Origin of the sequence: Pseudomonas sp. IT-P253 (assembly GCF_949768125.1) — a bacterium.
In the GTDB taxonomy this organism is placed as follows: domain Bacteria; phylum Pseudomonadota; class Gammaproteobacteria; order Pseudomonadales; family Pseudomonadaceae; genus Aquipseudomonas.
Genome location: NZ_CATKPT010000022.1, coordinates 393,271 through 405,739, shown reverse-complemented (window position 1 = coordinate 405,739; position 12,469 = coordinate 393,271). Strand labels below are relative to the sequence as shown.

The following is a 12,469-nucleotide window of genomic DNA, read 5'->3' as shown; positions in this document are numbered from 1 at the left end:
AGCGCGGCTGGCCCGCGAAGACGTCCGGGAGATCGCCTTCGCGGGCAAGCCTCGCTCCTACGAAGAGCCGTCCTTAACCCTAAGCCAGGTTTCCTGCCGCTGATCCAGCAGATGGACCATCAGGCAGGCGTATAGCGTCACGAAGATGAACAACCCCATGCGCACCGCAAATGCGGTGTAGACGTCTTTGCCCGCGGCGCTGTCCTGAACCGACTGCCCGAGCAGGATAATCAACGTAATCAGGGTGTTGAGCCAGAACCCCGGGGTTTGTCGCGTCGGGTTCAAGGCATAGAGCTTTCGCGCCAGCACCAGGCCGAACAGCAGCGTCCACAGAAAGAACATCCACAGATGGACAAACAGACTCAGGGCGCACCAGAACAGGATGGCCAGCAGCCCGCCGAGCAATGTCGATCCGATCAGCTCGCGACCCGCGGTGCGGGCTGTTGTCGTGGCGCTTTGCTGACCCAGGCTGACGGCCTTCAGGATAATCGGCAGATAGGTGGCGGGATCGATCAGCGCCAGTACGAATGTCGGCAACACAATCAGGGTCGCACGCAGCGCAATCCTGGTCACCTCGTCAGTCGCCAGGGCAGGGGCGGCCGGTGGCGACGGGGCATTGGCCGGTTCTGGAAAAAGCCGATGACTGAAAGCCACCACCATGACGGCAAGGAGCAGCCCCTTGACCAGTGCACCAATCACCATCATCGCCAGGTCAAAATCGGCCACACCCGCTGAAGAAATCATGGTCAGGCCAATCACCAGAAAGGTCACGAGCAAGTTGTTACCGCCGCGCAGACCAAAACGAAAGGCCAGGAACAGGCTGGCACCTATCAGCAATACACCCGTGAAGGGGTAGTAGCGCAGGACCGGAATCAACACCAGACCGACGCCCGTGATCAACATTGCAGCCAGTGCGAGAACCAGTCCAACCTTGAAGGGCAGCGGCTGATTGAGCGTGCCAAGCAACAATACACACAGTACCGGTGCAAGAAACGGGATCGGCAATGCCAGGCCGAAGCTGACCGCGAGGCACAATGCCGTGCCTGCGGCCAGACGAAGCGCGCGCTGAGCCCGGGGATTGCGCTCAGTCGGCCGGCTCTTAATAGGCATAGCTCAGCCAGCTCATGAACCCGAAAAACACGCGACCGAGCACATTCAACGGGTTGCCCTGAGTCGGGAACGCCATGACTTCAGCCTGCCCGCCGGCCCGGATGGCGCGACTGTCCCGCACCGTGTTCATCGAGTCCTCTGAAAATTCGATAATCACCGGAAAACGCTGGGCCGGACGCAGCCAGTCGCGGCTGTTCTGTACGGTCGGCAGGCTGCCGGGCGAGGTGGGCTGACCGACGCTGACGCCATAGCCGACACTGCGCACGCGGCCCTCGAATACCTCGCCCGGCAACGCGTCGAGCACAATCCGTACCGGTGTGCCGACGGCGACCAGCCCCAGGTTGTTCTCGGTCATGTCCGCACTGATCCACACATCGTGGATAGCAATCAGGGTCATCACCGGGCTGCCCGCGGCAGCGAATTGTCCGGCGTCGGTGCGAAGATCGGTAATCAGCCCCGCCGAACGTGCGCGTATCTGCGTGTTGGACAAGTCCAGTTCGGCTTTGGATAACGCCGTGGCCGCGCTGCGCAGCTTGGCGTTGTCTTCGTCGCTGCCGCCTTCCTGCTCACGCGCACGCTGAACTTCGGCACGGGCGGCGGCCACCTGACTTGAGGCCTGTTCGCGGCTGGCGCGTGACACTTCCAGCAGGCGCACGGAAATGGTGCCCGGGTCTTCGCGGTACAAACCTTCAAGACGCTGATTGTCCTGCCTGGCCTTCAGTTCATTGGCTTGGGCCGCTCGCAGCGAGGCTTGAGCCGAGGCAATGCCGGCGGTACTGGCGCCGATCTGCCGGCGTGTCGATTCAAGGTCTGCGCGCGCTCGGTCGACGGCAATTTGATAGGGCTGCGGGTCCACTTCAAACAGAACATCGCCCGCCTTGACGTCCTGATTGTTGCGCACGTTCACGCGGATCACCTGGCCCGCCACCTCCGCCGCCACCGGAATCACAAAGGCCCCCACGCGAGCCTGTTGCGTGTAAGGCGTGAAGCGGTCAGCCAGCAAGTACCAGACCAGGCTGAGGAAGATCAGCGCCAACACCCACTGGAGGCCTTTTTTTGAAGGATCGGCGGCCGGTGCTGGCGACTCGGGAGCGGGCTGCGCGGCTTCACTCATCTTCATTTACCTTCTGAGGGAGGGGAAAGGCTGGCTGTGCAGCGGCGGGTTCCAGTAAATTGCCCCAATCCGTGCGTTTTTCCATTTGTTGGCGGGTGGCCTGATCCACTTTGGGTTGGCCGCTGTACCATCCACCGCCCAATGCTTTGTATAAGGCAATCACATTGCTGACGGCGTTGCTGCGGGCAATCAGGTAGTTGTCTTGTTGATCGAGTAACGCACGCTGGGCATCCAGCACCCGCTGGAAATCCGCATAACCTTCCCGATACTGAGCGCTGGCCAACACCAGCGAACGCTGGGCGGCCAGTGAGGCCTCACCCAGGATTCGTTCACGCTCCAGGGATTTGATCAGGCCGCTGGCCGCATCGTCAGCCTCGCGCGCAGCCTGGCGAACCAAGTCCCGGTACGCCTCGATCAGCTGCTGCAATCGCGCATCCTGAACACGTACGTTGTTGGTGATCTGACCGTGATCGAACACGTTCCAGCGTAGACTCGGGCCGCCGATCAGGTCCAGGCTATTGGGCGTGCTTCCCAGCGAATTGGTCGACCAGACGATGCTCCCGAACAAGCTCAGCGATGGATAGAGATCACTTTGCGCCACGCCGATCAGCGCCGACTGGGCAGCGACATTAAGCTCGGCAGCGCGCACATCCGGTCGACGCAACAGCAAAGTGGCGGGCACATCCTGCAGCACGGCGCGGTCGACCAACGGGATCAAGCCGGCATTCTCCGCCAGTTGCGGTAGCGCGCCGGGGGGCTGGCCGATCAGCACCGCCAACGCATTGCGGGTACGCAGGAACTGGTCTTCGAGGTCGGGGATGGTACTCAACGTTCCCAAGTACTGGGTCTTGGCTTGTTGCAGGTCGAGCTCGGCATTCTGGCCGCTTTTGAAGAGTTTCTCGGTGATTTCGAAGCTGCGCTTTTGCTGGCTGGCATTCTCCCGGGCGACGCGTAGACGGGCTTCGAGGGTGCGCAATGAAAAATAGGTATCGGCCACTTGGGCCCGCAGCAGTACCAGGGCATCTTCATAGTTGGCCTGGGCAGCGAAATAGCTGGCATCGGATGACTCGATGGCGCGACTGAAACGGCCCCAGAAATCCAGTTCCCAACCGACATCAAAACCCGCGCCGTATTGCCAGAAATGGCTGTCCTGAGGATTACTCCCACCGGATTGCCTGCGGTTGACGTATTGGCTGTCGGCGCTGACTTGCTGCTGTTGCGGGTAAAGCCCGGCCTGGGCAATGCCCAGTTGTGCACGGGCTTCCATTACGCGCAGACCTGCGATTTTCAGGCTGGTATTGTGCGCATCCGATTCGGCAATCAGGCGGTCGAGCACCGGATCGGCGAACACTTTCCACCACTGACGAATGTCCGGGGTCGGGCCCCGCTGACTGGATTGCTCAAGGGCAGGGGAGTCCCAGTGCTTGATCCATTCTTCACCCGGTGGCTGGAAGTCCGGCCCCAGCCGCACGCAGCCGTTGAGGGCGAGCACGCCCAGCAGCAGGAAGGGGGCCGACCGTTTCAGCATGGCGGTACGTGAAAGCATCAATGGCAATCCATGTAGGATGATGAGTGGGAGCATAGACGTCTGCACGGGTATGCACCTTTGTCATCAAATGAAAAGCCATTGTCGCCTGATGAGAAGCGGCTAGTGCGCTTGCGACCTAAAGTCCAATCAACGCATAACGCCAAAAAATGGCTGATTGGAGAATAAAAAGCATGGCTAAAGCCGTACGTTTCTACGAAGCCGGTGGTCCCGAAGTCCTTCGCTATGAAGACGTCGAAGTCGGGGAGCCCGGCCCGGGCCAGGTTCGTCTGCGTCATGTGGCCGTCGGACTGAACTACGCCGACACCTACTTTCGCAATGGCACCTACCCGATCCCGCTGGCGAACGGCATGGGTGTTGAAGCCTCTGGCGTGGTACAGGCGATCGGCGAGGGCGTGACCCAGGTAGAGGTCGGCGATCGCGTCACCTACACCGGATTTCTCAACACGCTGGGTGCGTACAGTACCGAACGTTTGATTCCAGCCGCGGCGCTGATCAAACTGCCGGAAACCATCAGTTTCGAGACTGCCGCCGCCATGACCATGCGCGGGCTGACTTCAGCGTACCTGATGCGCCGGATTCACAATTTCAAGGCCGGCGACAGTATTTTGCTGCATGCCGCTGCCGGTGGTGTCGGCCTGATCGTTTCGCAATGGGCCAAGCTGTTGGGGCTGACGGTCATCGGCACGGTATCCACCGAGGTCAAGGGTGAAATCGCTCGAGCCCATGGCTGTGACCATGTGATCAATTACAGCCATGAAGATGTTGCCCAGCGCGTTCGCGAACTGACTGGCGGCGTCGGCGTCAACGTGGTGTTCGACAGCGTCGGCAAGAATACTTTCATGGGTTCCCTGGACTCGCTTAAACGCCGTGGCCTGATGGTGTGCGTGGGGACTGCATCCGGCCCGATTCCGGCCTTTGATCCGGTGCTGTTGGCCATGAAAGGTTCGCTGTTCCTGACTCGCCCGGCGTTGGCCGACTACATCGCCGACCCGGAAGAAAAAGCCGCCCTGGCAGGCGAACTGTTTGACCACGTCGGCAGCGGTCGAATCAAGATCGAGATCAACCAGCACTATGCCTTGCAGGATGCCGTGCAGGCCCATCGTGACCTGGAATCGCGCAAGACCACTGGCTCCTCGATTTTCGTCATTTAAGGGAGCCGCCTTCCATGAAAGTCGAACAATTGACCTGCAACATCGGCGCGGAACTCATCGGCGTCAATCTCGCCGACGCGGTCCATGACGACGGTCTTTTTACCGAGATTCGTGCTCAGTTGCTCAAGCACCGAGTGGTGTTTTTGCGTGATCAGGACATCAGCCGCGCCGAGCACGTCGCTTTCGCCCGTCGCTTTGGCGAGTTGGAGGATCATCCGGTGGCGGGCAGTGATCCGGACCATCCGGGGCTGGTGCGCATCTACAAGAATCCTGACCAACCGATGGACCGCTACGAAAATGCCTGGCACACCGATGCCACTTGGCGCGAGGCGCCGCCGATGGGTTGCGTGCTGCGATGCGTGGAGTGCCCGCCCGTGGGTGGCGACACCATGTGGGCCAACATGGTGGAGGCCTACGCACGCTTGCCGGAAGACGTAAAGGCGAAGATCGCCGACCTGCGCGCCCGGCACAGCATCGAGGCCAGCTTCGGCGCGGCCATGCCGATCGAAAAGCGTCTGGCGCTCAAGGCCATGTATCCGGATGCCGAGCACCCGGTGGTGCGCATCCACCCGGAAACCGGTGAAAAGGTGCTGTTCGTCAATGCGTTCACCACCCACATCAGCAACTACCACACCCCTGAGCGGGTGCGCTTCGGCCAGGACGCCAACCCGGGTGCCAGCGAGCTGTTGCGCTACCTGATCAGTCAGGCCTACATCCCTGAGTACCAAGTGCGCTGGCGCTGGAAACCCAACAGCATTGCCATCTGGGACAACCGCAGTACCCAACATTACGCCGTGATGGATTACCCGCCGTGCCATCGCAAGATGGAACGTGCCGGCATCATCGGCGACAAGACTTACTGATCAGCCCGTTCGTACTCGCATATCCGTCTGCCCGGCTTCGCCCGCCGGGCAGGCAATCATAATAATAGGAGTCACTCATGCAATTCTTCGACGATTCGCTGCACCCGGAAAACATGGAAAAGGTGGTGATCACCGTAGCCCCATACGGCCCTGAATGGATGCCGGAAGACTTTCCGGAAGACATTCCGCTGACCATGGATGAACAGGTGCAGAAGGCGGTTGATTGTTATGAGGCCGGTGCCACCGTTTTGCACCTGCACGTACGCGAACTGGATGGCAAAGGCTCCAAGCGCCTGTCCAAGTTCAACGAGCTGATCGCAGGTGTGCGTGAAGCCGTGCCGGACATGATCATTCAGGTCGGCGGCTCGATTTCCTTCGCCCCTGAAAGCGATGGCGAAGCCGCCAAGTGGCTGTCCGATGACACGCGCCACATGCTGGCCGAGCTGACGCCAAAACCGGATCAGGTGACGGTGGCCATCAACACCACCCAAATGAACATCATGGAACTGCTGTATCCGGAATACCTGGAAGGCACGTCCCTGGCCAATCCGGCTTTTCAGGCCGCTTACAGCGAAATGACTGTACCGGCAGGTCCTGCGTGGGTCGCTGAGCATCTCAAGCGCCTGATGGACAACGGCATCCAGCCGCACTTCCAGCTGACCGGCATCCACGCCATGGAAACCCTTGAGCGCCTGGTGCGCAAAGGCGTCTATAAAGGCCCGCTGAACCTGACCTGGATCGGCATCGGTGGCGGTTTCGACGGCCCTAACCCGTTCAACTTCTTCAACTTCATCCACCGCGCGCCGGACGGCTGCACCCTGACCTCCGAGTCGTTGCTCAAGAATGTAATGCCGTTCAACACCATGTCGATGGCCATGGGCATGCACCCGCGTGTGGGCAATGAAGACACTATCATTGATCACAAGGGCGATCGTTTCGGTTCGGTTGCGCAGATCAAGCAAACCGTGCGCATCGCTCATGAACTGGGTCGCGACATTGCCACCGGCAAAGAAGCCCGTGAGATTTACCGCATCGGTGTGAAGTACCAGAGCATCGAAGAAACCCTGTTGGCCAACGGCATGGCTCCCAACCGCAAGGCTGGGCAAAAGGGTGTTCCACAGCGCGGCTGACCGGCAGTGGCGGCGAGAGGTCGACGGCCTCTCGCTCACTGCATGCAACACGCTTGATAAAAACAATAAAACGAAGCTTTGAGGAGGCTGCATGGCCTTTCATCCAATCGCCGCGGACGATGACGACTGCAGTGGCGTCGGCGTTGCGCGCAAATATGCCTGGATCGTCTTTGCACTGACGTTCGGCCTGTTGATTTCCGACTATATGTCGCGTCAGGTACTGAATGCGGTGTTCCCGCTGCTCAAAAGCGAGTGGACGTTGAGCGACGGCCAGCTCGGCCTGCTCAGTGGTATCGTCGCCTTGATGGTCGGACTGCTGACGTTTCCCCTGTCACTGCTGGCCGACCGTTTCGGGCGGGTCAAAAGCCTGGCTTTGATGGCCTTGATGTGGAGCCTCGCAACCCTGGGCTGCGCGTTGGCGCAAGACTATCAGCAGATGTTTATTGCCCGGTTCATGGTCGGCGTTGGCGAGGCGGCCTATGGCAGCGTCGGCATCGCGGTTGTGATTTCGGTATTTCCCAAGCACATGCGTGCCACGCTTTCCAGTGCCTTTATGGCCGGTGGCATGTTCGGCTCGGTGTTGGGCATGGCCTTCGGCGGAGTGATTGCCACCCGGTTGGGCTGGCGTTGGTCCTTCGCCGGCATGGCCCTGTTTGGCCTGTTGCTGGCGGTGCTTTACCCGATCATCGTGAAGGAAGCGCGCATCGCTCCACAGCGCGCCGCCAAGGCCGCGAACAAAGCTGCAGCCGCAGTCAAGCGTCCGTTGCGTACGTTGTTTTCCAGTCGTTCGGTGATCGGTGCCTATGTTGGCAGCGGCTTGCAGCTATTCGTCGGTGGCACGGTGATTGTGTGGATGCCGAGCTACCTCAACCGTTATTACGAAATGGGCACAGACAAGGCGGGTGCAGTGGCCGCCATTATCGTGATGTGCAGCGGCGCCGGGATGATTCTGTGCGGGATGCTCAGCGATCGCCTGTGCCGCCAATCGCCTGAACGCAAGATCGCCCTGGCCATCGCTTATTGCCTGGGCAGCTGCCTGCTGTTGTCATTGGCATTCGCCTTGCCGGTCGGGCCTGCCCAACTGGCGCTGATCTGCCTGGGCATGCTGATTGCTGCCGGTACCACGGGGCCTGCCGGGGCGATGGTTGCCAATTTGACCCACTATTCGGTCCACGGCACGGCTTTCGCCACGCTGACCCTGGCCAACAACATGCTGGGACTGGCACCGGGGCCATTCATTACTGGCAAGGTCTCCGATTTAATCGGCCTCCATGCAGCGTTCCAGTTGGTCCCCCTGATCAGCATCGCGGCGGCGGCAGTGTTTTTCTATGCCAAGTGTCATTACAACAACGACATTGCTCGGCTTAATGGCGAGCCAGTCGATGACACCGTCGGTAAAAAAGTAGTGTTTGAGGTGAAGTTGTGAGTCGTCGTTTACAGGTAGATGTGTTTTTCGATTTCATTTGCCCCTGGTGCCTGATCGGCAAGCGCCAATTGGAGCATGCACAAGTACAGTTTCGCAGTCGCCAACCGGATGTGCAGATCACCACGGTGTGGCACGGCGTGCAGTTGCTGCCTCAGTTGCCGGTACAAGGGGAACCCTTCGCCGACTTCTACCGTAAACGTCTGGGCAGTGCCGAAGCCGTGGGCATGCGCCAGGCCCAGGTCCGGCAGGCCGCTGCGGCAGTCGGGTTGGCTATCGACTTCAGCTGCATCGCGACGATGCCCAACACCGCAGACGCGCATCGACTGTTCGAGCGTGTCTGCACGCTGGGCAATGCTGTGCAGCGTGACGTCCTGCTTGAGCGACTGTTCGCCGCTTATTTCCAGAAGGGCGAAGACCTGGGATGTCGTGAGACGTTGCTTGCGATTGCCCGCTCCTGCGGCTTTGATACTGAGGCCTTGGCCGACTGCCTGAAGGGTGACGCCAGTCCTTTCTTCAGCCCCCCGGGCGCGGCGGGTGGCGTGCCCAGCTTTCAGTTCGATCACCGCATGACGCTAGTGGGCGCGCAACCTGCCGAGGTATTACTCGGGGCCATGAGCCAGGCACTGAAAGAAAGTGATCGCGAGCGGCAACCGGTATGACTCGGCGCATTTCCGTACCTGCCGGAAAACTCCCGCAAGCGGGTGGTCGTGCGCTGGTTGAATTCGATGACAAAAGCCTGGCGCTGTTCAACGTCGACGGGCAGTTGTTTGCCATCGATGACAGCTGCCCGCATCAGGGCGCCTCGCTGTGCGGCGGGCGTCTTGAGGGCCGGGTGATTCAATGTTGCGCCCATGGTTTGCGCTTCGACCTGAGCAGCGGCTACCTGCTCAACTCAACCGCACTCAAGGTTGCCAACTACCCGGTCGAAGTCATCGACGGCCACGCATTTATCGTTATCGTTCCCGAGGAGTCCGCGCCATGAGCGCCATCGCTATCAGTAGCATCAACAGCCGCGTGCGCGAATTAGCGCCGGGCTTTATCGTCAGCTTGATCGTTGCTGCAGCGGCGTCCTTCCTCTCCGAACACTACGGTGCGCCGGTCATGCTGTTTGCCTTGCTGGTCGGCATGGGGCTGAACTTTCTTTCCGGTGTGGGTCCATGCAAAGCCGGCATCGAATTCACTGCGCGCACCGTGTTGCGCCTCGGCGTGGCCCTGCTGGGGATGCGCATCACCCTGGAACAGATCGCCGCGTTGGGCTGGAAGCCTTTTGCTCTGGTTGTGATCCTGGTGGTGGTGACCATCAGTGTTTCAGTGGTGGCAGCCAAGGCCCTGGGCTTCTCGCGCTTGTTTGGGATGCTAACCGGCGGCGCTACGGCAATCTGTGGCGCTTCGGCGGCGATGGCGCTGGCGGCGGCGTTGCCCAATCATCCGCAGAAGGAGCGTGCCACTCTGTTCACCGTTATCGGAGTGTCGGCGCTGTCCACCTCGGCAATGATCCTTTACCCGATGATTGCCAACTGGTTGGCGTTGTCGCCACAAGTGGCAGGAGTGTTCCTCGGCGGGACCATCCACGATGTGGCGCAGGTGGTCGGTGCCGGATACAGCCTGTCGACCGAGACCGGAGACACCGCCACCGTGGTCAAGCTGATGCGGGTCGCCATGCTGCTACCAGTGATCCTCAGCGCCACCCTGATCACGCGTATGCAGGGCGTCGACACGGCGGGCAAGCGGCCGCCGCTGCTGCCTTGGTTCGCCGTCGGTTTCCTGGTGCTCGCCTGCATCAACAGTACCGGGTGGATTGCCCCGGTGGTGCAAGGCTCCATCAACGAGCTGTCACGCTGGTGCCTGGTGGTTTCGATCAGTGCCCTGGGCATGAAAACCCAGCTCAAGGAGCTGGCTTCTGTCGGCATCAAGCCCATCCTGTTGATGATCGGGGAAACCGTATTCCTTGCCGTTCTTGTGTTGCTGTTGTTGCACTGGGGGATGTGAGCCCGGCGGCACGCAAACCCTTCTTGCAATCAGCGCTGCTTTGCGTTTACTCCGACGCAGAGTGGCACGAGACCGGTGTCATAAGCTCCGGTTCTTTGCGGCGACTGCACTAGCAGTCGCCGTTTTTTTTGGCAATTCAGGCGGGGTGACGTTCACGAGAACGGGCTTTATTGCCGGCGCCAGCCACAGATCGAAGGCTCGGCGGGTTCAGGGCTCTTTGGAAACGGAGAGCGTTTTTGAGATGAGTTTTGTCTGAGCGCGCCAAGCCGCGGGCGGCATACCGAATTGGGTGATGAACCAGCGCGTAAAGGAACTCGCCATGGAGTACCCCAGCATGTCGGCAACCTGGCTCAGCGAATAGGTGGGGTTTTCCAGGTAGCGCAGCACCAGATCGCGGCGCACATCGTTGATCAGGTCATTGAAGGTGCAGTCGTCTTCTTTCAGGCGGCGCTGCAACGTGCGCACGTTCATGCCCTGACTTTGGGCGATCTGCTCGATGGTCGCGCGTCCCATAGGCAGCAGCATGTAGATGGCTTTACGTACCTCGAACAGGGCCGAAGGCCCTTCGTTACTTTGCAGCGAATCGAGATAACGCTGGGCGTAACGTGCCATACCCGGATCGGCATGGGGATTGGTTATGTCAAGGTTGACGTCAGGGCAGACGATGCCATTGAACTCACTGCCGAACTCCAGCTTGCAACCAAACAGCCGGCGATGCAGTTGCAGGTTATTGGGGGGCTGGTGGGTGAAGTTGACGCTGTAGGGGTGCCAGTGGGCACCGAGCAGGGCAGCGCAGAGACGAAACATCACACCGATTGCCAGCTCATTGGCTTGCCGACAGGGCATGGGCGATTCGGTGATCACCTCCTCGCGGATGATCACCATTCTGCCCGCTTCCTCGACAAAGATCGCCAACGACTCGTTCATCAGGTGTCGGTAATGCACCAGCACTTGTAACGCATCACGTAGCGTTCGCTGATGGGTGAGCAACAAGCTGACGACACCAAAATCGGAGAGCTGGCGTGATTCGGCCATGCTCAAGCCGAAGTACTGGCAACCGCTGGCGTTGGAGGAGTTTTCCAGCAGGCGCACCGCCGCATCGATAGGAATCCGGTGTTCGGGGGTTTGCAACAGGGCTTTGTTCAAACCGACGTCGTTCAGCATGGCCTGTGCGTTCAATCCCTGGTTTTGAGCCACTTCCAGGTAGTTAGTCAAAACAGCGGCGCGTACGAGCTTGGTCATGCAGGACCTTTTTCTTGTAGTGATTGCGACCGAACTTAACGTGACCGGCTGCATCCGGCAAGTCATGAAATGAAAAGTTTTGAACGGAGTCTTCCAGTCCCTTTTTGACTCGGAAGCTCATCCGAACAACCGCAAACTTGTCATCAAAAGAAAAGTCGCTGACGTCAAATGCAAAGCGTTGCGGGAGGGGGCTCTTTAATGTCGGTACTACAAAAAGATTCTGGCGAAACAGTCAGTCGAGTCATCGTGAAGACGAAGGTGTTCAAGTGGACAAACTGCAAACTACCGCAACCGTTCTGATCGTACCGGGTCTGCGCGACCACGTTGCCGAGCATTGGCAAACACTGCTTCAAGCCCGATTGACCAAGGTGCGCAGCGTCCCGCCGCTTGAAACCGACAAGCTCGACTGCGCTGCCCGGGTCCGGGCGATTCAGCATGAACTGGAACAAATCGATGGGCCGGTGATTCTCGTCGCTCACAGCGCCGGTGTGCTGATGGTCGCGCACTGGGCCGCCCGGCACAGCGGTTTGATCAAGGGCGCTCTGCTGGCCGCGCCGCCGGACCTCAATGCCAGCTGGCCGCAAGGCTACCCACCCCCTGAAACCCTTCGAATCAATGGCTGGGCCCCTCTGCCAGCCGGTGCGCTGCCGTTTCGCAGCATCGTGGCGGGCAGCACCAACGATCACCTGGCCAGCCTCGAGGCTGTCACCCGTATGGCCCACTGCTGGGGCAGCGAACTGATCAACCTCGGCGAAGTCGGCCACCTCAACCCGGCTTCGGGCTTTGGCCAATGGCCGCAGGCTGAAGCACTGATTCTGGAGCTGGATCGTTAGTCAGGAGCCGGCCTGGCCGCAAAGCTGCCGGCAATTGCCCTCACTCCTGAAAGCACTGGCTC

12 protein-coding genes are annotated in these 12,469 nt (G+C 60.0%); 8 read left to right on the top strand and 4 right to left on the bottom strand.

Going from position 1 to position 12,469, the window contains the following annotated elements:
• Nucleotides 1-57: 57 nt before the first annotated feature.
• Genes ACM6IR_RS14570 through ACM6IR_RS14560 form a run of 3 tightly spaced genes read right to left on the bottom strand, consistent with a single transcriptional unit; the run spans nucleotide 58 to nucleotide 3,752 of the window.
• A complete protein-coding gene (locus tag ACM6IR_RS14570; RefSeq protein ID WP_414908358.1) occupies nucleotides 58-1,110 on the bottom strand; it encodes a DUF2955 domain-containing protein in 1,053 nt (350 codons plus the stop codon).
• The gene (locus ACM6IR_RS14565; protein ID WP_414908357.1) at nucleotides 1,100-2,224 is read right to left on the bottom strand and encodes an HlyD family secretion protein; all 1,125 of its coding nucleotides are present in this window, start codon (nucleotides 2,222-2,224) and stop codon (nucleotides 1,100-1,102) included. Before ACM6IR_RS14565 ends, ACM6IR_RS14570 begins: the two co-directional genes overlap by 11 nt.
• Nucleotides 2,217-3,752 carry an efflux transporter outer membrane subunit gene (locus ACM6IR_RS14560; protein WP_414908370.1) on the bottom strand — a complete coding sequence of 512 codons (1,536 nt, stop codon included), beginning with the start codon at nucleotides 3,750-3,752 and terminating at the stop codon, nucleotides 2,217-2,219. The genes ACM6IR_RS14565 and ACM6IR_RS14560 overlap by 8 nt, the downstream gene beginning before the upstream one ends.
• 191 nt (nucleotides 3,753-3,943) lie before the next feature.
• Here ACM6IR_RS14560 and ACM6IR_RS14555 point away from each other — a divergent pair, with 191 nt between their 5' ends.
• The 7 genes from ACM6IR_RS14555 (at nucleotide 3,944) to ACM6IR_RS14525 (ending at nucleotide 10,332) form a co-directional block, all read left to right on the top strand.
• Nucleotides 3,944-4,924, top strand: a complete 981-nt coding sequence (locus ACM6IR_RS14555) for a quinone oxidoreductase family protein (protein ID WP_414908356.1) — start codon at nucleotides 3,944-3,946, stop codon at nucleotides 4,922-4,924.
• A 14-nt stretch (nucleotides 4,925-4,938) separates the two neighbouring features.
• Nucleotides 4,939-5,787 carry a TauD/TfdA dioxygenase family protein gene (locus ACM6IR_RS14550; protein WP_414908355.1) on the top strand — a complete coding sequence of 283 codons (849 nt, stop codon included), beginning with the start codon at nucleotides 4,939-4,941 and terminating at the stop codon, nucleotides 5,785-5,787.
• A gap of 77 nt (nucleotides 5,788-5,864) precedes the next feature.
• Complete coding sequence (locus ACM6IR_RS14545) at nucleotides 5,865-6,917, top strand: 3-keto-5-aminohexanoate cleavage protein (protein ID WP_414908354.1); 1,053 nt, start codon at nucleotides 5,865-5,867, stop codon at nucleotides 6,915-6,917.
• A 91-nt stretch (nucleotides 6,918-7,008) separates the two neighbouring features.
• Entirely contained in the window at nucleotides 7,009-8,343 is a 1,335-nt protein-coding gene (locus ACM6IR_RS14540) for an MFS transporter (RefSeq protein ID WP_414908353.1), read from the top strand.
• Nucleotides 8,340-9,002, top strand: a complete 663-nt coding sequence (locus ACM6IR_RS14535; protein ID WP_414908352.1) for a DsbA family oxidoreductase — start codon at nucleotides 8,340-8,342, stop codon at nucleotides 9,000-9,002. The genes ACM6IR_RS14540 and ACM6IR_RS14535 overlap by 4 nt, the downstream gene beginning before the upstream one ends.
• Nucleotides 8,999-9,325 (top strand): Rieske (2Fe-2S) protein, encoded by a 327-nt coding sequence (locus ACM6IR_RS14530; protein ID WP_414908351.1) that lies wholly within the window; start codon nucleotides 8,999-9,001, stop codon nucleotides 9,323-9,325. Before ACM6IR_RS14535 ends, ACM6IR_RS14530 begins: the two co-directional genes overlap by 4 nt.
• A complete protein-coding gene (locus ACM6IR_RS14525; protein ID WP_414908350.1) occupies nucleotides 9,322-10,332 on the top strand; it encodes a YeiH family protein in 1,011 nt (336 codons plus the stop codon). The genes ACM6IR_RS14530 and ACM6IR_RS14525 overlap by 4 nt, the downstream gene beginning before the upstream one ends.
• Nucleotides 10,333-10,539: 207 nt before the next feature.
• On the opposite strand, the gene ACM6IR_RS14520 is transcribed toward ACM6IR_RS14525, so the two are convergent.
• Entirely contained in the window at nucleotides 10,540-11,574 is a 1,035-nt protein-coding gene (locus ACM6IR_RS14520; RefSeq protein ID WP_414908349.1) for an AraC family transcriptional regulator, read from the bottom strand.
• Nucleotides 11,575-11,840: 266 nt separating this feature from the next.
• Between ACM6IR_RS14520 and ACM6IR_RS14515 the strand changes: the two genes are divergently transcribed.
• The gene (locus ACM6IR_RS14515; RefSeq protein ID WP_414908348.1) at nucleotides 11,841-12,407 is read left to right on the top strand and encodes an RBBP9/YdeN family alpha/beta hydrolase; all 567 of its coding nucleotides are present in this window, start codon (nucleotides 11,841-11,843) and stop codon (nucleotides 12,405-12,407) included.
• Nucleotides 12,408-12,469: the final 62 nt, after the last annotated feature.